The 18,474-nt window shown below is 63.2% G+C and carries 18 protein-coding genes and 4 tRNA genes; 11 read left to right on the plus strand and 11 right to left on the minus strand.

The window, feature by feature from the left end; translation table 11 throughout:
* The first annotated feature begins 147 nt into the window (after positions 1-147).
* The 8 genes from ACVOLR_RS01905 to ACVOLR_RS01940 all read left to right on the plus strand — a co-directional run bounded on the left by ACVOLR_RS01905 (position 148) and on the right by ACVOLR_RS01940 (position 8,230).
* Positions 148-642, plus strand: a complete 495-nt coding sequence (locus ACVOLR_RS01905) for a CinA family protein (protein ID WP_481534940.1) — start codon at positions 148-150, stop codon at positions 640-642.
* Positions 643-677: 35 nt separating this feature from the next.
* Positions 678-2,357 (plus strand): 2-polyprenylphenol 6-hydroxylase, encoded by a 1,680-nt coding sequence (ubiB, locus tag ACVOLR_RS01910; protein WP_481534941.1) that lies wholly within the window; start codon positions 678-680, stop codon positions 2,355-2,357.
* Between the two features lie 51 nt (positions 2,358-2,408).
* Positions 2,409-3,056: a transcriptional repressor LexA gene (lexA, locus tag ACVOLR_RS01915; RefSeq protein WP_481534942.1), complete on the plus strand. Its 648-nt coding sequence runs from the start codon at positions 2,409-2,411 to the stop codon at positions 3,054-3,056.
* Between the two features lie 202 nt (positions 3,057-3,258).
* Entirely contained in the window at positions 3,259-4,293 is a 1,035-nt protein-coding gene (gene recA, locus ACVOLR_RS01920) for a recombinase RecA (protein ID WP_481534943.1), read from the plus strand.
* 181 nt (positions 4,294-4,474) lie between these two features.
* Positions 4,475-4,957, plus strand: coding sequence for a recombination regulator RecX (gene recX, locus ACVOLR_RS01925; protein WP_481535016.1), 483 nt, complete (start codon positions 4,475-4,477; stop codon positions 4,955-4,957).
* Positions 4,958-5,066: 109 nt separating this feature from the next.
* A complete protein-coding gene (gene alaS, locus ACVOLR_RS01930; RefSeq protein ID WP_481534944.1) occupies positions 5,067-7,718 on the plus strand; it encodes an alanine--tRNA ligase in 2,652 nt (883 codons plus the stop codon).
* A 139-nt stretch (positions 7,719-7,857) separates the two neighbouring features.
* Entirely contained in the window at positions 7,858-8,061 is a 204-nt protein-coding gene (csrA, locus tag ACVOLR_RS01935; protein WP_057628248.1) for a carbon storage regulator CsrA, read from the plus strand.
* A gap of 76 nt (positions 8,062-8,137) precedes the next feature.
* Positions 8,138-8,230 (plus strand) — tRNA-Ser (locus ACVOLR_RS01940).
* 800 nt (positions 8,231-9,030) lie between these two features.
* Here ACVOLR_RS01940 and ACVOLR_RS01945 read toward each other — a convergent pair.
* The 9 genes from ACVOLR_RS01945 to ACVOLR_RS01985 all read right to left on the minus strand — a co-directional run bounded on the left by ACVOLR_RS01945 (position 9,031) and on the right by ACVOLR_RS01985 (position 14,785).
* Positions 9,031-9,107: transfer RNA gene (locus ACVOLR_RS01945), tRNA-Arg, on the minus strand.
* Positions 9,108-9,160: 53 nt separating this feature from the next.
* A tRNA-Arg gene (locus ACVOLR_RS01950) sits at positions 9,161-9,237 on the minus strand.
* 65 nt (positions 9,238-9,302) lie between these two features.
* On the minus strand, positions 9,303-10,163 hold the full coding sequence (locus ACVOLR_RS01955) for an alpha/beta hydrolase family protein (protein ID WP_481534945.1): 861 nt from the start codon (positions 10,161-10,163) through the stop codon (positions 9,303-9,305).
* Positions 10,160-10,969: a bifunctional hydroxymethylpyrimidine kinase/phosphomethylpyrimidine kinase gene (gene thiD / locus ACVOLR_RS01960; protein WP_481534946.1), complete on the minus strand. Its 810-nt coding sequence runs from the start codon at positions 10,967-10,969 to the stop codon at positions 10,160-10,162. Before thiD ends, ACVOLR_RS01955 begins: the two co-directional genes overlap by 4 nt.
* A 34-nt stretch (positions 10,970-11,003) precedes the next feature.
* Positions 11,004-11,675, minus strand: a complete 672-nt coding sequence (locus ACVOLR_RS01965) for a YoaK family protein (protein WP_481534947.1) — start codon at positions 11,673-11,675, stop codon at positions 11,004-11,006.
* A 12-nt stretch (positions 11,676-11,687) separates the two neighbouring features.
* Positions 11,688-12,179, minus strand: coding sequence for a hypothetical protein (locus ACVOLR_RS01970; RefSeq protein WP_481535017.1), 492 nt, complete (start codon positions 12,177-12,179; stop codon positions 11,688-11,690).
* A gap of 5 nt (positions 12,180-12,184) precedes the next feature.
* The gene (locus ACVOLR_RS01975; protein ID WP_481534948.1) at positions 12,185-13,585 is read right to left on the minus strand and encodes a PhoH family protein; all 1,401 of its coding nucleotides are present in this window, start codon (positions 13,583-13,585) and stop codon (positions 12,185-12,187) included.
* A gap of 82 nt (positions 13,586-13,667) precedes the next feature.
* Positions 13,668-14,147: a peroxiredoxin gene (locus ACVOLR_RS01980; protein WP_481534949.1), complete on the minus strand. Its 480-nt coding sequence runs from the start codon at positions 14,145-14,147 to the stop codon at positions 13,668-13,670.
* A gap of 77 nt (positions 14,148-14,224) precedes the next feature.
* Positions 14,225-14,785, minus strand: a complete 561-nt coding sequence (locus ACVOLR_RS01985; RefSeq protein WP_282267597.1) for a glycine cleavage system transcriptional repressor — start codon at positions 14,783-14,785, stop codon at positions 14,225-14,227.
* Positions 14,786-14,945: 160 nt separating this feature from the next.
* Here ACVOLR_RS01985 and dapA point away from each other — a divergent pair, with 160 nt between their 5' ends.
* Positions 14,946-15,839: a 4-hydroxy-tetrahydrodipicolinate synthase gene (dapA, locus tag ACVOLR_RS01990; protein ID WP_481534950.1), complete on the plus strand. Its 894-nt coding sequence runs from the start codon at positions 14,946-14,948 to the stop codon at positions 15,837-15,839.
* Positions 15,840-15,871: 32 nt separating this feature from the next.
* Positions 15,872-16,387, plus strand: coding sequence for a hypothetical protein (locus tag ACVOLR_RS01995; protein ID WP_481534951.1), 516 nt, complete (start codon positions 15,872-15,874; stop codon positions 16,385-16,387).
* An 86-nt stretch (positions 16,388-16,473) separates the two neighbouring features.
* Here ACVOLR_RS01995 and fdxA read toward each other — a convergent pair whose 3' ends face one another.
* The gene (gene fdxA / locus ACVOLR_RS02000) at positions 16,474-16,797 is read right to left on the minus strand and encodes a ferredoxin FdxA (protein WP_481509654.1); all 324 of its coding nucleotides are present in this window, start codon (positions 16,795-16,797) and stop codon (positions 16,474-16,476) included.
* A 173-nt stretch (positions 16,798-16,970) separates the two neighbouring features.
* Positions 16,971-17,045, minus strand: a tRNA-Glu gene (locus ACVOLR_RS02005).
* 42 nt (positions 17,046-17,087) lie between these two features.
* Between ACVOLR_RS02005 and pcnB the strand changes: the two genes are divergently transcribed.
* Positions 17,088-18,470 carry a polynucleotide adenylyltransferase PcnB gene (gene pcnB / locus ACVOLR_RS02010; protein ID WP_481534952.1) on the plus strand — a complete coding sequence of 461 codons (1,383 nt, stop codon included), beginning with the start codon at positions 17,088-17,090 and terminating at the stop codon, positions 18,468-18,470.
* The last annotated feature ends 4 nt before the right edge of the window (positions 18,471-18,474 follow it).

Below are 18,474 nucleotides of genomic sequence, written 5' to 3' on the forward strand. Positions count from 1 at the left end.
CGCTACTTCAGCATTATCAGCTTCGCGGCTTATGCCGCTCCCACAGCCCTGCCAACACCCGCAAGTACCACCTCGGGGCTGTGCCCTGACACGCAGGCATCATCTGCGGTAAAACGTAAGGGTTCTCCGTCAAGCCCCCTTACCGCAATGTCCAATCCAACCGATGCCGATCTCAATGCCCTGGCCGCCGCGCTCGGCGAACGCCTGCAGCACGCCTCGCTGCAACTGGTAACCGCGGAAAGCTGCAGTGGCGGCTGGATCGCCAAGAGCATGACCGATATTGCTGGTTCCTCGGCCTTCTTCGACTGCGGCATGGTGGTCTACAGCTACGAAGCCAAGCAGCGCCTGCTTGGCGTCCGCGCGCAGACCTTGGAGCAGTTCGGTGCGGTCAGCCGCGAAACCGTGCTGGAAATGGTGGCAGGTGCGCTGATCAATTCCGGCGCTGGGGTGGCAGTGGCGGTGACCGGCATTGCCGGCCCTGGCGGCGGCAGCCCGGACAAACCGGTCGGCAGTGTCTGGATCGGCTGGAAGCGACGCGGTGGCTATGCGCGCGCGCAGCTGTTCCAGTTCGATGGCGACCGCGATGCCGTACGTCGGCAAACCGTGGAAGCTGCATTGCGCGGCATCGGTGAGCATCTATGACATGCTGGCCCGGCCAGCAACCGGGATAAGTCGCGATGTGGGAAACACTGGGCACGGTCCGTGATCTGGGCCGCTTGCAGGAAATAGCAGCGGTTCTGATCCGCTATGGTTTCGGTGACGTAGTGCGCCGTACCGGTCTGGCCTCGGTCCTTGAGCGGGCAGGCCGGTTGGTACGCTGGAACGACAGCCAGCAGATGCTGCGGATGACCGCGCCGGTGCGCGTGCGCAGTGCAATGCAGGAACTGGGGCCGACCTTCGTCAAGCTTGGCCAGGTGCTGGCCACGCGCGTGGACCTGTTGCCGCCGGAATGGATTGCCGAGCTGTCCGAGCTGCAGAACGCGGTGCCCGCATTGCCTTATGCCGCGATCCGCGAGCAGCTGGAGGCCGATCTGGGCGCGGCGCCGACGCAGGTATTCGCCTTCCTTGATGAAACCCCGATGGCCGCTGCCTCCTTGGCGCAGGCGCACCGCGCGCGTCTGCACGATGGCCGCGAGGTGGTGCTGAAAATACGCAGGCCCGGTATCCGCGATGTTGTTGAGGCCGATCTGCGCTTGCTGGCGCGGCTGGCTGAAATAGTCGAGGCGCGGCTGCCGGATCTGCGCCGCTATCGACCAGCTGAAGTGGTGCAGCAGTTCACCATCTCGCTGCGCAGCGAGATGGATTTCGCCGCCGAGTGCCGCAATTCCGAACGCATCGCACGCAACTTCGATGGCCGCGATGACATCCTGATTCCCGGCGTGCATTGGCAGTGGACCTGTGAAAGCCTCAACGTGCAGGACTTCGTCGATGGCATTCCGGGCCGCAAGCTGGAGGCAGTCGATGACGCCGGTCTGGACCGTGCTGCGCTGGCTCGGCGCGGTGCCGAGATCGTGCTGAAAATGGTGCTGGAAGACGGCTATTTCCATGCCGATCCGCATCCAGGAAATATCTTCTACATGCGCGACGGGCGCATCGGCGTAATAGACTTCGGCATGGTCGGTGCGCTGTCCGAAGCGCGCCGCTTCCAGGTCGCACAGCTGCTGCACGGGCTGGTTGAGCAGGAGCCGCAGGTGGTTGCCGATGTGCTGCTGGACTGGGCTGGCGGTGTGGAAGTCGACGAAGGTCGCCTGCAACAGGACATCAGCCAATTCGTCGATCAATACCGTGGCGTGCCGCTGAAGGATCTGCGCATCGGCTTGATGCTCGGCGACATCACCCAGCTGCTGCGCAGCTACAGCCTCACCTTGCCGGCCGATCTGGCATTGATGATCAAGGCCTTCCTCACCCTTGAGGGCATGGGTCGGCAGTTGGATCCGGACTTCGACATGGCCAGTGCCGCGCGCCCGTTCCTGGAGCGGGTGGTGCTGCAGCGCTATGCCCCCAAGGCGCTCCTGAAACGCGGCCGCCGCAGCCTGCTGGGAATGTTGGATCTCGCTGGCGAGTTGCCGCGCGATCTGCGCCGGCTGGTGCAGGCGGCGCGGCGCGGGCAGCTGAAGCTACGCGTGGAAACCACCGCCTTGCAGGGCTTCGGCGATCAGGTCAATCGCGCAGCCAACCGACTGGTGGTTGGCGTAATCACCGCAGCCTTGATCATCGGGTCGTCGATCGTGATGCACAGCGTGGGTGGGCTTTCCAGTCGCTGGTTCCTGGCGCTCGGCCTGTGCGGCTTTGTTGGCGCGGGCATCTGCGGGGTCTGGATCCTGTTTTCGATCTGGCGCAGTGGGCGCCATCCCTGATCTACGTCGAGGGGCTTGCAGATCTTTTTGTTAGTAGTAATACTACTAACCATGAACCTCACCGACACCCAGCAGGCCATCCTCGACTTGATCGCTGAGCGCATCGAGGCCGAGGGCATGCCGCCATCGCAGACCGAGATCGCCCGCGCCTTTGGTTTCAAGGGTGTGCGCTCGGCCCAATACCACCTGGATGCCCTGGAAGCGGCCGGCGCCATCGAGCGCGTCCCTGGGCGCGCTCGTGGCATCCGCCTGGTGCGTCAGGAAGGCGAGGGCGACGTCGAGTCGCAAGCGCCTGCGCAGGCCGCCAATGACGATGTACTGCGCCTGCCGATCCTGGGCCGTGTTGCTGCTGGTCTACCAATTGGCGCGGACATCGGTTCGGACGACTACGTGGTGCTGGACAAGGTGTTTTTCTCGCCGGCACCGGATTACCTGCTGAAAGTGCAGGGCGATTCGATGATCGACGAAGGCATTTTCAACGGCGACCTGATCGGCGTGCACCGCACCCGCGATGCGAGCTCCGGGCAGATCGTGGTGGCGCGTATCGATGACGAGATCACGGTGAAGTTGCTGAAGATCGCCAAGGACCGGATCCGCTTGCTGCCGCGCAACCCTGACTACGCACCGATCGAGGTCCTGCCTGACCAGGATTTCTCCATCGAAGGGCTGTATTGCGGGCTGCTGAGGCCAAACCGCTGAACCCCACGGGTTTGGAAGCTGCGCACTTCGCAGCCGTAACTGACTGTTTCCCTTACGTAGGGCGGGTGTTTGGGCTGCTGTCGGTATCCTTGTCGGCCCAATAATTTTGTCGTCTCGGTTGCAGTCTCAGCCTGTGCGATACGACACCCCTACAGTGGACCCCATGACGAAATCAACGAAATCAACCCCGAGGACGAACGCGATGGACGAGAACAAGAAGCGCGCGCTTACTGCTGCACTGAGTCAGATCGAAAAGCAGTTCGGCAAAGGCTCGGTGATGCGTATGGGCGACCGCGTTGTCGAACCCGTCGAGATCATCCCCACGGGCTCGTTGATGCTGGACATCGCGCTCGGCATAGGCGGCCTGCCCAAGGGCCGTGTGGTCGAGATCTACGGCCCGGAATCCTCGGGCAAGACCACCCTGACCCTGCAGGCAATTGCCGAATGCCAGAAGCTGGGCGGCACCGCTGCCTTCATCGACGCCGAGCACGCACTGGACCCGATCTACGCCGCCAAGCTGGGCGTCAATGTCGACGACCTGCTGCTGTCGCAGCCGGACACCGGCGAGCAGGCACTGGAAATCGCCGACATGCTGGTGCGTTCCGGGTCGGTCGATATCGTGGTGGTCGACTCGGTCGCCGCGCTGACCCCGCGTGCTGAAATCGAAGGCGAAATGGGTGATCAGCTGCCGGGCCTGCAGGCCCGTCTGATGAGCCAGGCGCTGCGCAAGCTCACCGGCAACATCAAGCGCTCCAATACTCTTGTCATCTTCATCAACCAGCTGCGCATGAAGATCGGTGTGATGATGCCGGGCCAGAGCCCGGAAGTGACCACCGGCGGCAACGCGCTGAAGTTCTATGCCTCGGTACGCCTGGATATCCGCCGCATCGGTGCGATCAAGAAAGGCGACGAGATCATCGGTAACCAGACCAAGATCAAGGTGGTCAAGAACAAGTTGGCGCCGCCGTTCAAGCAGGTCATCACCGAAATCCTCTACGGCGAAGGCATCTCCCGTGAGGGTGAGCTGATCGACATGGGCGTGGAAGCCAAGCTCGTCGAGAAGGCAGGCGCCTGGTACAGCTACGGTGAAGAGCGCATTGGCCAGGGCAAGGACAACGCCCGCGGCTATCTGCGTGACAATCCGCAGGTTGCAGTCCGGCTTGAGGCAGAGCTGCGCGAGAAATTCCAGCCCACCGAAGCGGCGCGCGAAGAAGGCGACGACGACGGCGAGGAATGATTTTCCCGCGGGAGCGGGCGGCGCATCGTCAGTGACGTTGTCCGCTCCTGCGGCATTTTGTCCATGAAGACCCCGCGCCAGGGATGGGGCGGGGTTGGGCGTTGCCGGAGTTTGGCGAGGCGCAATCGCGCTCGCCGGAGTTGAATCTGGCGGAACGGAGCGTGGTGGCGTGATGACCGAGATGGATGACCAGCCTGCGGGCAAAACCAAGCGTGGTCGCCAACAAACGCCACTACAGCGTGCCTTGGGCCTGCTGGTCAGGCGCGAGCATTCGCGTAAAGAGCTGGGCCGCAAGCTCAAATCCCGCGGTGTGGATCCCGATGCGGTTGATGCGGCGGTAGCCAAGCTGGCCGAGGAAGGCTGGCAGGATGACGCCCGGTTTGCCCAGTCCGTGGTTCGCAACCGCGCCGGTAGCGGCTATGGGCCGCTGCATATCCGCGCGGAGCTGGGCACCCATGGGCTGGACGGCGAGCAGATCGAGGCCGCGATGGCCTCGTTTGAAGGTGATTGGACTGAAAACGCGCGCGAGCTGGTGTGCCGCCGTTTTGGTGCCAGCGGCCCGGAAGATCTGGCGCAACGGCGCAAAGCCGCGGATCTATTGGCCCGGCGTGGTTTTGACGGCAACTGTATCCGCCAGGCCAGTCGCTACGATCCAGAGGACTGAACAGGACTGGGCGGGCTGGGCCTGATACCCTTTCAGGGTTTCGGTTGTCCCGAATTCCCGCGCCTGCACAGGCTGCTGGGACCCGCTTGCCAGCTTACCGCCAGTCCCCATGAATACACCTGCCAAATTTACTACCTCCCAGATCCGCGCTGACTTCCTCGATTTCTTCAAGGGCAAAGGCCACACCATCGTGCCGTCGGCACCCTTGGTGCCGGGCAATGACCCGACCTTGTTGTTCACCAACTCGGGCATGGTCCAGTTCAAGGACGTGTTCCTGGGCGCGGAAAAGCGCAGCTACGTGCGCGCGGCCGACGTCCAGCGCTGCCTGCGTGCCGGTGGCAAGCACAACGATCTGGACCAGGTCGGCTATACCGCACGTCACCACACCTTCTTCGAAATGCTGGGCAACTGGTCGTTCGGCGATTACTTCAAGAAGGACGCCATTGCCTGGGCATGGGAGCTGCTGACCCAGGTCTGGAAGCTGCCGGCCGATCGCCTTCTGGTCACCGTTTACCAGACCGATGACGAGGCCTACGCGCTGTGGCGCGACATGATCGGCATCCCGGAATCGCGGATCGTGCGCATCGGCGACAACAAGGGTGCGCCGTTCGCGTCGGACAACTTCTGGCAGATGGCCGATACCGGCCCCTGCGGTCCTTGCACCGAGATTTTCTTCGATCACGGCGACCACATCGCCGGTGGCCCGCCGGGCTCGCCGGACGAGGATGGCGACCGTTTCATCGAAATCTGGAACCTGGTGTTCATGCAGTTCGACCGTCAGCCAGACGGCTCGCTGCAGCCGCTGCCTGCGCCGTGCGTGGACACCGGCATGGGCTTGGAGCGCCTGGCTGCGATCCTGCAGCACGTGCACACCAACTATGAAATCGACCTGTTCCAGGCGCTGATCCGCAAGGCTTCCGAGCTGACCGGAATGGCTGACCTGGAGAACAAGTCGCTGCGCGTGATCGCCGATCACATCCGCGCCTGCTCGTTCCTGATCGTTGATGGCGTGCTGCCGTCCAACGAAGGCCGTGGCTACGTCCTGCGTCGTATCATCCGCCGCGCCTTGCGTCATGGCTGGATGCTGGGCGTGCGTCAGCCGTTCTTCAACAAGCTGGTGCCGACCCTGATCGAGCAGATGGGCGAGGCCTACCCGGAATTGCCGGCGCAGGCCGACACCGTCGTGCGTGCATTGCTGGCCGAAGAAGAGCGTTTCGCCGAAACCCTCGATTCGGGCATGAAGATTTTCGACGACGTTGCTGGCAAGGTCAGCGATGGCGTCATCCCGGGTGTCGACGCATTCCGTCTGTATGACACCTATGGTTTCCCGGTCGACCTGACTGCCGATATCGCCCGCGAGCGCGGCATGACGGTGGACATGGCCGGCTTTGATGCCTCGATGGAGCACCAGCGCGAAACCGCGCGTGCGGCCGGCAAGTTCGGCGGCGGCGTGACGCTTTCCGCCGAGTTGGTCTCCACCCTGAGCCCGACTGTTTTCCTCGGCTACGACCGTCTGCAGGCCGATGGTCTGAAGGTTGTTGCGCTGATCAAGGATGGCCGCGCGGTCGATGCCGTGCAGTCTGGCGATGAGGTCATCGTGTTTACTGCGCAGACCCCGTTCTACGCCGAGTCCGGCGGCCAGGTCGGTGATACCGGCGTGCTGTCGGCCAACGGTGTCAAGCTGGCGGTGAGCGATACGCAGAAGTTCGCTGGCCAGTTCCACGGCCATGTCGGCAAGCTGGAACAGGGCGCACTGAAGATCGGCGATGTGCTGGCCGGTACGGTCGATGCTGCGCGCCGCAGCGCCACCATCCTCAATCATTCCGCCACCCACCTGCTGCATGCCGCCCTGCGCGAAGTGCTGGGCACCCATGTGCAGCAGAAGGGCTCGCTGGTGGCGCCGGATCGTCTGCGTTTCGACTTCTCGCACTTCCAGCCGATCACTGCTGAAGAGCTTGCCGTCATCGAGCGCAAGGTCAACGAGCAGGTGCGTGCCAACAACGCTGCCGAAGTGCACAACATGGGCATGCAGGAAGCGCTGGATTTCGGTGCCATGGCGCTGTTCGGCGAGAAGTACGGCGAGAACGTACGCGTTCTGAAAATGGGCGAGTACTCCACCGAGCTGTGCGGTGGTACCCATGTTTCGCGCACCGGCGACATCGGCCTGTTCAAGATCACCTCCGAGGGTGGTGTGTCCTCGGGCGTACGTCGTATCGAAGCAGTGACCGGGCAGGGCGCGCTGGACTATGTGGCTGACGAGGAGGCGCGCCTGCACGAAGCGGCGCAGCTGCTCGGCGGCAGTGCCGGTGACGTGGTCGACAAGATCCGCCAACTCGGTGAGCGGCAGAAGAAGCTGGAGCGCGAGCTGGAAGCCCTGAAGGCCAAGGTCGCCTCAGGCGCTACCGCAGACCTGGGCGGTTCGGCGGTCGATGTGGCCGGCGTGAAGGTGCTGGCGGTGCGCCTGGAAGGCTTTGATGCCAAGGCTCTTCGCGATGCCATCGATCGCCTGAAGCAGCAGCTGGGCGACGCGATCATCGTGCTGGCCGGTGTGCAGGACGGCAAGGCCGCACTTGTGGCTGGCGTGAATGGTGCGGCGCTGGGCAAGGTGAAGGCGGGCGAGCTGTTGGCCCACGTCGCGGCCCAGATCGGCGGCAAGGGCGGTGGTCGTCCGGACATGGCCCAGGGTGGCGGTGAGGATGGTCCCAAGCTGGTGGCGGCCCTTGAGGGCGTGCTGGAGTGGGTCAAGCCGCATCTGGCCTGAATGTGACAAGTCACGCACCTTGAAGGTGTTCGCGCCCTGACGGTAACATTGGGAGTCTTTTCCCCTTTGTCGTGGGGCGCATAGCTCGAAGCGCGCCAATGCCGGTGGGAAACCCACCGGTTCCATGGAGATTTACACAATGTTGATCCTGACTCGCCGAGTAGGCGAAACCTTGATGATCGGCGACTCGGTCAGCGTGACCGTGCTCGGCGTCAAGGGCAACCAGGTACGTATCGGTATCACCGCGCCGAAGGATGTTGCTGTCCATCGTGAGGAGATTTTCCAGCGTATCCAGCGTGGCGATGAGCCCGCAACTCCCGGAAGTGAAGAAACTTCCGAATAAGGGGTTTACCTTTCACCTCGTTTAACGTTATTCTTCGCGCCCCGCTACGGAATACACGTAACGGGGCAAGAGAAACGGAGTGATGCCCGAGTGGCTGAAGGGGCTCCCCTGCTAAGGGAGTATAGGGTTAAAAGCTCTATCGAGGGTTCGAATCCCTCTCACTCCGCCAGTTTCAAAAAAGCCCCTTTATCGGGGCTTTTTTGTGTCTGTAGTTTTTTTATTTGCGTTCTCTTTGAGTTTCTTTTCCACGGCTGTCGTGTGTAGCGCGCGCAATGGCGCTGCGCGACTGAAGGGGCTGTGTTGGGGTGGTCGCACTGTAGTGCCGAGCCATGCTCGGCAGGGGCCCTCCGATAATGCCTCTGCCGGGCACGGCTGGGCACTGCGTTGCTTGCGCTGAAGCGCGCTCGCGTCTTTGTAGGAGCGGTGTAAGCCGCGAAGCTAGTGGTGGATCGGGTTGCCGGCATGCGGGTGATTTCAATGACGTCAGCTTCGCGGCGTAGGCCGCTCCTGCAAAAACTGATGCGCCTCTGGGGGTCTATAGGGCGTAGTCGTGCTGTGCTGTAGTGATGCGCTGCTGGGGGCCTTTGCCGGGCATGGCTCGGCACTACGCTGCTTGGCGCTCCTGCATCGCTGATGGGTGCTCACGGGTGTGTAGGATGCGGTGGTGCTGCGTGGCGGGGTGCTGCTGAAGAGCTGTGCCATGCTCGGTAGGAGCTTTCCTGGTGAGGCCTCTGCCGAGCATGGCTCGGCACTACAGTGCTTGCGCTCCTGCATGGCGGGTGCGCGCTGAAGGGGCTGTGGTGCGCGATGGTGCTGCACCGCTGTAGAGCCGAGCCATGCTCGGCTGGGGCTTTCCCGGTAACGCCTCTGCCGAGCATGGCTCGGCACTACCTGTCCGGCTGTCTGGTTGAATTACGCTCAAAAAGCACACATAAAAAAACAGCAGGCAATGCCTGCTGTTTTTAGTATTGGTGCGCTCGGAGAGATTCGAACTCCCGACCACCTGGTTCGTAGCCAGGTACTCTATCCAACTGAGCTACGAGCGCTCAACATTGCTGTTGTAGTTTGAAGCGGTGCAGATCAAATCTGCGTTCTGACATGGTGCGCTCGGAGAGATTCGAACTCCCGACCACCTGGTTCGTAGCCAGGTACTCTATCCAACTGAGCTACGAGCGCCTCGTTGCCAGGAGCGAGATTATGCGGATTTGAGACGTTTGCGTCAACGCTTTTGTGAAAATTTCTTAATCTTCGGGATGAATCAGTGCCGAAGCCACGTTCTGTGGTGATTTCATCCAATGAAAGTGGTCGGCACGCGCACCCAATTCGCGTGACGACAATACTTTCAAGCTGCGTGCCGACGCTGGAAGCTTGGCCAGCAGTTGCTGCATCGAGCTGACCGGCGCCAGCCAATCACTGTCCAGCACCACTGCGCGCGTCGCTGCGCTGATACGGCGCATGCCAGCTTCAATGTCGATCGGCATTCCCTGAGCAGCGTAATGATTGCTCAGGCCAACGCGCGCCCAGTCGCGTATCAGTCCGCGCGCTTCGGTACCGCCGAAGCCGACGCGTCGGCCGGGCAGGGTGCCATTGCGTTGTGCAAGCCATGGCAGGAAGCGATAGGCCAGCGGCAGCAGCCAGCCACGCGGCGCAGGAAAGCTGCGCCACCACGGCGTGCCGCTCGCGACCAGCCACAAGGCATCGAGCTCGGCATCGCGCAGGCCGGCATAGCAACAGCTGAGCTGACCACCGAGGCTGTGGCCACCAAGTCGGAACGGCAGGCCGGGCAGTGCGGCATGCATGGCGGCCTCGGCTGCCGGTAGATCGAGTTGCAGCAGTTCCTTGTAACCCCAGTCGTGCTTGCGGTCCGGGCGCAGGCTGCTGCTGCCGTTGCCGCGCCATTCGTGCAGGAACACGGCGATGTTGTTGGCAGCGAGGGTTTCTGCGAACGCCTGGTAGTGGCGTGCCGCCACCCCCAGTGCCGGCAGCCATAGCAGGCAGGCGAGAGGCTGTGCGGGCAGGTAGGCCAGCAGTTCGAAGCGATGGCCATCGGCGCTGCTGACTGGCAGTGCTGTTGTTTCGAAGGGCAAGGAATCAGTGCTCATGCCGGGCGCGCCGCGCCGAAGTGATCCAGCACCATTACCTCGCTGCGCCCCGGGTGATAGCCGCCTTGCAGGCCGCGTGCGACATAGTCGATCGCCGCTTCACAGGCATTGGCCAATGACAGCCCGCAGCACAGCTGCGCGGTGATGGCCGAAGCCAGCGTGCAACCGGTGCCATGCGCATCGACCGGCAGCCTGATGTGGCTGAATTCTTCGCGGCTGACGCCATCGAAGTAACGATCGATCACGCGATTGCCTTCCAATAGATGGCCGCCTTTCAGCAATACCGCTCTGGTCCCCATGTCGATCAATGCGGCAGCGGCGTCTTCAGCTTCTTCTGCGTTGCGGATGCTGCGGCCGAGTAGCAGCTCTGCTTCCGGCGTATTGGGTGTGAGCAGCGTAGCCAGCGGTAGCAGCCGCTCGCGCATTGCGCGCAGTGCGCTGTCTTCAAGCAGTTTGGCGCCGCTGGTAGCGACCATGACCGGATCGATCACGATCTGCGGCGGGCGGCGCTGCTCCAGTACGTCGGCAACCAGATGGATCACTTCGGCATTGGCGAGCATGCCGAGCTTGACCGCATGGATGTCGAAGTCGTCGAAGCAGGCATCCAGCTGCGCCTGCAGGAATGGCAGTGGTGGCACGTGCACGGCAGTGACGCCGCGGGTGTGCTGTGCGGTGAGGGCGGCGATTGCCGACAGTCCGTGCACGCGATGGGCGGCAAAGGCTTTGAGGTCGGCTTGAATGCCGGCACCGCCGCCGGAATCGGAGCCGGCGATGGTGAGGGCGGAAACGGGCGTTGAAGGACTCATGCGCCGATTGTGCAGGGTTTGCCGCTGGCCTGCCTCAGGCTTGCCTGCGCATGGCCCATTGCCGGTACAGCACATAACCCAGGCCGCTGAGTCCGGTCAGTACGGCTGGGACAAGCAGCGCGTCGTATTGCCAACGCGCGAACAGCCATGCACCCACTATGCCGCCGGCCAAAAAGCCACCAATGATCAAGCCGCTCAAAGTCAGCCGATGCATCGGCACCGGCAGGCCGCGCAGTAGATGGCCAAGGCCGATGCCGAGGTCGGTGAACATGCCGCTGAGGTGGGTGGTGCGCACTACCGCGCCGCTGAAGGTGGTGGCCAGCGCGTTCTGCAGCCCACAGGCCATCGCGGCAGCCAGCGCGCCCCAGACCTGCTGTTGCTTGAACAGTGGAATGGCCAATAGCAGCAAGGCCGATTCCAACGCGAGTGCGACGCCGTAGCGTCTGCCGAGTTGCAGGGTGCTGTCCTGGATGATCAGGCCGCTGAGCATCGCGCCCAGCGCAAAGGCAATCAGCAGACCCCAGAGGTGGCCGACCGAGCGCCAGTCGGCATGCGCAAGGGCAATGCCGAGCTGGCTGGTGCTGCCGGTGACATGACTGACCGCCTGGTGCTCAAACCCGAGGAAGCCGACCGCATTGACCATGCCGGCCACGCAGGACAGTGCAATGGCGCCGATCCAGACCCAGGTGGGCAGGCGGACCTTCATGCCGACGCCGGATCAGGGCTTGGACATCGCGCCGTTGCGCTCGATGCTGGAGAACGTGTTGGTCTGCGGGTCGTATACCGCGCCCCAGAACTGTCCGCCGCCATCGCAGACGCGGATGGCTTCGCGGGCCGGGTTGGTGTCGCTGTGGTCGGGCAGGGTGAAGGCGTTGATGTAGATCAGGCGCTTGCCGCTGGACTCGAAGCCCACGTACTGCCGGCCGGACAAGGCCGGCTCGGCAATGGTGGGTTGCAGCTGTGCCAGCTGGCTTTCCAATGCGTCGATGTCGGCGCGGCTGGGGGCCCAGTAGCCGGTGACTTCACCGGCATGTTTGGCGGGGCTGTCGCGCGAGCAGGTGTCCAGCACCTGCGCGGCGACCACGGGGCGGGTAACGACCCAGGACTGTCCGGTCTTGACCGCCGTCGGCACGCTGCCGGGGCGTGTGTTCGACGGCGTGCAGGCTGCCAGAGTGAGTGTTGCCGCAGCCAGCAGGGACAGGGTGTGCAGATGTTTCACAGAACCTCCGAAGCGTAATCGGCCAGACGCGAGCGTTCGCCCCGGCGCAGTGTGATGTGTGCACTGTGCGGCCAATTCTTGAAACGGTCCACCGCATAGGTGAGGCCGGAGGTGGTTTCGGTGAGGTAGGGCGTGTCGATCTGCTCGACGTTGCCGAGGCAGACGATCTTGGTGCCGGGACCGGCGCGGGTGATCAAGGTCTTCATCTGCTTGGGGGTGAGGTTCTGTGCCTCGTCCAGAATCAGGTAGCGCGACAGGAAGGTGCGGCCGCGCATGAAGTTCATCGAGCGGATCTTGATGCGGCTGGCCAACAGGTCATTGGTAGCGGCTCGGCCCCAGGCGCCGCCGTCCTGGTTGTGGGTCAGTACTTCCAGGTTGTCGGTAAGCGCGCCCATCCACGGCGTCATCTTTTCTTCTTCGGTGCCGGGCAGGAAGCCGATGTCCTCGCCCACGCTGACCGTGGCGCGGGTCATGATGATCTCGCGGTAGCGCTGCGTATCCATGGTCTGCGCCAGGCCGGCGGCCAGGGCGAGCAGGGTTTTGCCGGTGCCAGCAGTGCCGAGCAGGGTGACGAAGTCGATCTCAGGGTCCATCAGTGCATTGAGCGCGAAGTTCTGTTCGCGGTTGCGCGCAGTGATGCCCCACACCGAATGCGAGCCGTGGCGGAAGTCGTTGACCACCGACAAGGTGACGCGGCCATCGCCCTCGACCTTGCTGACCTTGAGTTCCACTTCGTCATCGCCGGCCAGGTAGGCGTACTGGTTTGGATGCCAGTCTTCGTCGTCGGCGGCTTGGATCTCGTAGCTGGTGCGGCCCTTGTCGCTCCAGCTGCGCAGGCTTTCGCTGTGCTTCTTCCAGAAATCTTCCGGCAGCACGGTGGCGCCGGTGTAGAGCAGGCTGAAATCGTCCAGCGCGCGGTCGTTCTCGTAGTCCTCCGAATCGATGCCCGCGATAGCCGCCTTGATCCGCAGGTTGATGTCCTTGGAAATGAACACTACCGGGGTTTCCGGGTGCTCTTCCTTCAATGCCAGGATCGCGCCGAGGATGGCGTTGTCCGGGATCACCTTGCCAAAGCTTTTGCCGGCCTCGAAGTGGCTGGTCTGGAAGTAGAGGTTGCCGGCGCTCTGCGCGCCGCGCAGCTGCAGGCCCTTGGGTCGTGCCAGCGGCACGCCGTTCTGCACGCTGCCAATGCCGGCTTGTTCGATCAGCTCGTTGAGGAAGCGGCTCACCTGGCGGGCATTGCGGCTCGCCTCGGTGGTGCCTTTCTTGCCGTTGTCCAGCTCCTCGATCACCTGCATCGGCAGGTAGACATCATGTTCCTCGAATTTGAACAGCGCGGTCGGATCGTGCATCAGCACGTTGGTATCCAGTACGTAGATGCGCTTGCCTCGGGTCATCGTCGATTCCTGGTGGCGGGACAGGGTCACGCCATCGCACCTGCAGAGCAGGGCGATGACATGGGTTGGAACGGGATGTGGGTCACTTGGTTTGAGCGGCCTTCAGTGCTTCAAGCACGGCATCGGCATGGCCGGCGACTTTGACCTTGCGCCATTCCTGCACGAGCTGGCTGTCAGGAGAGATCAGAAAGGTGCTGCGTTCGATGCCACGCACCTGCTTGCCGTACATGTTCTTCATCTTGATCACGTCGAAGGCGGTGCATAGCGCTTCATCGGCGTCGCTGATCAGTGGGAACTTGAAACCCTGCTTGGCGCAGAAGTTGTCGTGCGACTTCAGCGAGTCGCGGGAGATGCCGAACACCTGCGCGCCTGCACGTTTGAACTTGGGTAGCAGTGCGTTGAAATCCAGGCCTTCGGTGGTGCAGCCGGGGGTGCTGTCCTTCGGGTAGAAGTACAACACCAACCATTGGCCGGCGAGTTCGCCGAGGCTGGTAGTGGTGCCGCCGGACAGGGCCAGTGGCAGGGCTAGGGTGTCTCGGTCCAGGGTATCGCCGATGTTCATCAGATCCTTTCCGGAGCCTGGGGTAGTTCGATTGCAATTACATGAAACGCCGCGCGCCTGTGACGGGCACGCGAATTTCAGAACTTCATCGGGTCCATGATCGCGTCCAGGTTGAGGTGGTCGCAGAACTCGAGGAAATCGTCGCGCAAGGCGGCGATGTGCATGTTGGAGGGTACGCCAATGGTGATCTGCGCAGAGAACATTTCCGCGCCGGTCTGCATGGCCTGGTAACGGGTGCTCTGCAGGTTCTCGATGGTGATGCCTTGGCGGTCGAAGAAGTCGGCCAGCTGGAACAGGATGCCTGGCTTGTCGGCGGCAACCACTTCCACGATATACGGCAGCAGGTTGGACTGCGCCTGCTTGGCCGCGGTGCGGTACCACACCAGCTTCAGGTTCTCTTCGCGCTCAAGCCGGGTCAGCATGGCTTCGAGCTTGGCGACGGCATCCCAGGAGCCGGTGGCCAGGGTGGTCACCGAGACATCGCGGCCTACCGTGGACAGGCGGGCATCGACCAGGTTGCAGCCGCTGTCGGCAATTCGACGGGTGACGGACAGCAGGGGGGACTCCGGATGCGTCGTATAGGCGTTGATCAGGAGGTGGTTTTCGGTCGGCAGCGGCCGCGGCGTGGTGTCGGTCAAGGTGGTTCCGGGTGCTAGATGAGTCTGAACAGCACCGGTTGGGGCTGTTCGCTGGTGTCCAGCATACTTGCCCGTGCTTTCGACCGGCAAGTAACATGCCTTCGGTCACGAACCCGCCGCTCGGCGGGCTTCTTTACCCCCACGAAGAGCGACTGACCCTTTGTCCATATCTGGTCTCATCACCGCGCTGGCGACGCCTTTCAAGGCAGACGGCGCACTCGATCCCGACGGCTGGCAGCGCCTGTTGGCGCAGCAGCTCAAGGGCGGCGTGCAGGGTGTCGTGGTAGCCGGCTCCACCGGCGAAGCCTCGACCCTGTCCGACGATGAATACGATGGCCTGCTGCGCAGTGCCGTTGCCGCCTTTGCCGGCAAGGTGCCTGTGCTGGCCGGTACCGGCCTGTCCGGCACCGCCCGCACCATTGCCCTGACCAAACGCGCGGCAGCCAATGGCGCCACCCATGCGCTGGTGGTCACCCCGCCGTATGTGCGGCCCACCCAGGAAGGCCTGCGCCAGCATTACCTGGCCGTGGCCGAGCAGGGCGGCCTGCCGGTGCTGCTGTACAACGTGCCCGGGCGTACCGGATGCGACCTGCTGCCGGAAACCGTCGCCGAGCTGGCCGCGCACCCGAACATCATCGGCATCAAGGAAGCGGTGGGCGATACCACCCGCCTGAAAGCCCTGCTGGAGCTGCGCAGCGACAGCTTCGCCATCCTCAGTGGTGACGACGGCTCGGCAGCCCGTTCCATGTTGTCTGGCGCCGATGGCCTGATTTCGGTCGGTTCCAACGTGCTGCCTGGGGCCTACCGCACCCTGTGTGACCTGGCTCGCGCTGGCCAGCACGAGGCTGCCGAGGCCTGGGATGCCCGTCTTGAGCCGTACCACGATTTCTGCGGTGTCGAGTCCAACCCCATTCCGGTCAAGGCGCTGTTGCAGCGTATCGGCATCGGTGATGGGCTGCGCTTGCCGCTGCTCCCGCTTTCCGCGCAATACCACGCACATGCCGATCATCTGGCCGCTGACGTGGGTGCGTTGGAAGAACTATCCAGCCGCTGATCCTGCGGCCTTTGAACTCTGGAGATTCACCCATGCGTCAAACCTCTACCGTTCGCGTGTTCTCGCTGGTGCTGCTGGGCGTGGTCACCGCCGTGGCCACCTCTGGCTGCTTCTTCAAGCGCGGTGCGCGCGGTGATTACGCGTTGGCCCCGGAAGCGCGCCCACTGGAAGTACCGCCGGATCTGAATCTGCCCAACACCTCGGGCTCGGCGCCGATCCCGGCACTGGCCTCGGCGGCCAAGCCGGCGGCTGCCTCGGCCGCCACTGTTGCCTCGTCGCAGAGCGGTTTCACCGTCAGTGGCAGCCGTGACGACGTATTCGGCAAGGTCGGTGAGGCACTCGCCGGCGTCGAAGGCCTGACCATCGCCAGCCGCGCGCAGCTGCTGGGCTCTTATGATGTTGCCTATGAAGGCAGTAACTTCCTCGTGCGTGTGGTCGCAACCGACGCGGGTGCCTATGTGTCAGCGGTGGATCCGCGCGGCATGCCGGCCACCGATGCTGCTGCAACCAAGCTGATTGCTGCGCTGAAGGCCAGGCTGGTCGGTTGATCGCGGCGGTTTGGCAATAAAAAAGGGCGCCTGCGTAAGCGGGCGCCCTTTTCATTGGCTGGCTGTTGAGCTGGCTATGCGGCGGCTCAGCGTTCCAGCAGCTTCAGCTTGTCTGGTTTGCCGTCCCACTCGGCCGCATCGGCCGGCGGATCTTTACGGATGGTCAGCACCGGCCAGGCCTTGGCCAGTTCGGCGTTGAGCGCAACAAAACCTTCCTGGCCTGCGGGCACATCATCTTCGGGGAAGATGGCGTTGACCGGGCATTCTGGCTCGCACAGCGTGCAATCAATGCATTCGTCAGGGTCGATTACGAGGAAGTTGGGGCCTTCGTGGAAGCAATCCACGGGGCAGACTTCGACGCAATCGGTGTGTTTGCACTTGATGCAGTTTTCGGTAACGACAAAAGGCATGACGGGGTCCGGCTTTGAACCCTGCAATTCTAGATCAGGATGCAGGGGGTGGGCGGGGGCATTCTCATTGGCCCGGGCTGCGGGCGCAAAGAGGCATGCTGGAGACAGGGCTCTGGCAGGTGTACAAAGCAAAAAACCCCGCAGGGCGGGGCTTTTGCTATCGCAGACGGAGTTGGTGCTCCCTAGGGGACTCGAACCCCTGTTTTAGCCTTGAGAGGGCCACGTCCTAACCTCTAGACGAAGGGAGCGTTTTGTTCGCGTCTGGCGAGCGCGCTAGTATATGCATCTGGTTGCCGCTCGGCAATCCCGTAAACCCAACTGGAAGCGCCAACATCAATTCCATAGTTACAACGCCGTTCACCGTCCGCGTGATCCCGCGCGATCAGCACACCATCTCGCGCAGGGATATCAGTCCCAATGCGCTGCGGGTGCTCTACCGTCTGCGCGAATCCGGCTTCGGCGCCTATCTTGTCGGTGGCGCTGTGCGCGACCTGTTGGTAGGTGGACGACCCAAGGATTTCGACGTGGCCACCGATGCCACCCCGGAGCAGGTCAAGCAGCTGTTCCGCAATTGCCGACTGATCGGCCGCCGCTTCCGCCTTGCGCACGTGGTGTTCGGTCGCGAGATCATCGAAGTAGCCACGTTCCGCGCCAACAGCGATGACGGCAGCGGCGACCGCGAGGTCGAGAACGGCATGCTGGTGCGCGACAACGTCTACGGCACCATTGAAGATGACGCCGTCCGTCGCGACTTCACCTGCAATGCGCTGTATTACGCCATCGAGGATTTCTCGGTGCGCGACTACACCGGCGGCTTTGAAGACGTCATGGCGCGCAGCATGAAGCTGATCGGCGACCCGGAGCAGCGTTACCGCGAAGATCCGGTGCGCATGCTGCGCGCGGTGCGTCTGGCGGCCAAGCTCAACTTCGAGATCGAGGCGGCTACCGCCGAGCCGATTCCGCGCTTGGCCTCGTTGCTGAGCGAGGCCGCGCCGGCCCGTCTGTTCGAAGAAGTGCTCAAGCTGTTCCTGTCCGGGCATGGCGTGGCCAGCTTTGAAGGGCTGGAGCGCTACGGACTGCTGGCCGTGCTGTTCCCGGAAAGCGCCGCTGCGCTGAAGAGCAACCGCACCGGCGCGCTGCGTCGCATCCTGATCGAAGGTCTGCGCAATACTGACGAGCGTGTCGCCAACGAGGAGCCGGTGTCGCCGGCCTTCCTGTTTGCGCTGCTGCTGTGGCCGGCCTTCTGCCGCGCGCTGATCGGCCTGCAAAAGCAGGGCCTGGCGCCGGAAGAGGCGCAGCGCCGTGCCGCCGACCGGGTGACCCTGCACCAGCTGAGCACCATTGCCCTGCCGCGCCGCTTCTCGCTGCCGATGCAGGAAATCTGGCTGCTGCAGTCGCGCTTCAGTAGCCGTCAGCGCAAGCGCGTGCTGCGCACGCTGAGCCATCCACGCTTCCGCGCTGCGTTCGATTTCCTGGCCCTGCGTCAGGCTGCTTCCAGCGAGCACCAGGAAGACATCGCGTTCTGGCGCGAGGCCCAGGCCGAGGCCGGGCACGAAGTAGGCGCTGGGCTGGATTCGGTGCATACCGACGGCGAGGCGGAGGAGGGGGCGGCACCGCGTCGCCGTCGCCGTCGTCGTCGTCCTGGCGGTGGCAGCGCGACTGCGGGCGAGTAAGCAG

This window comes from Stenotrophomonas sp. STEN030, assembly GCF_056759995.1.

Coding starts and splice junctions, on each gene's coding strand:
- ACVOLR_RS01905 (WP_481534940.1), top strand. CDS start 148: ATGTCCAATCCAACCGATGCCGATCTCAATGCCCTGGCCGCCGCGCTC.
- ubiB (WP_481534941.1), top strand. CDS start 678: ATGTGGGAAACACTGGGCACGGTCCGTGATCTGGGCCGCTTGCAGGAA.
- lexA (WP_481534942.1), top strand. CDS start 2,409: ATGAACCTCACCGACACCCAGCAGGCCATCCTCGACTTGATCGCTGAG.
- recA (WP_481534943.1), top strand. CDS start 3,259: ATGGACGAGAACAAGAAGCGCGCGCTTACTGCTGCACTGAGTCAGATC.
- recX (WP_481535016.1), top strand. CDS start 4,475: ATGGATGACCAGCCTGCGGGCAAAACCAAGCGTGGTCGCCAACAAACG.
- alaS (WP_481534944.1), top strand. CDS start 5,067: ATGAATACACCTGCCAAATTTACTACCTCCCAGATCCGCGCTGACTTC.
- csrA (WP_057628248.1), top strand. CDS start 7,858: ATGTTGATCCTGACTCGCCGAGTAGGCGAAACCTTGATGATCGGCGAC.
- ACVOLR_RS01955 (WP_481534945.1), bottom strand. CDS start 10,163: ATGAGCACTGATTCCTTGCCCTTCGAAACAACAGCACTGCCAGTCAGC.
- thiD (WP_481534946.1), bottom strand. CDS start 10,969: ATGAGTCCTTCAACGCCCGTTTCCGCCCTCACCATCGCCGGCTCCGAT.
- ACVOLR_RS01965 (WP_481534947.1), bottom strand. CDS start 11,675: ATGAAGGTCCGCCTGCCCACCTGGGTCTGGATCGGCGCCATTGCACTG.
- ACVOLR_RS01975 (WP_481534948.1), bottom strand. CDS start 13,585: ATGACCCGAGGCAAGCGCATCTACGTACTGGATACCAACGTGCTGATG.
- ACVOLR_RS01980 (WP_481534949.1), bottom strand. CDS start 14,147: ATGAACATCGGCGATACCCTGGACCGAGACACCCTAGCCCTGCCACTG.
- ACVOLR_RS01995 (WP_481534951.1), top strand. CDS start 15,872: ATGCGTCAAACCTCTACCGTTCGCGTGTTCTCGCTGGTGCTGCTGGGC.
- fdxA (WP_481509654.1), bottom strand. CDS start 16,797: ATGCCTTTTGTCGTTACCGAAAACTGCATCAAGTGCAAACACACCGAT.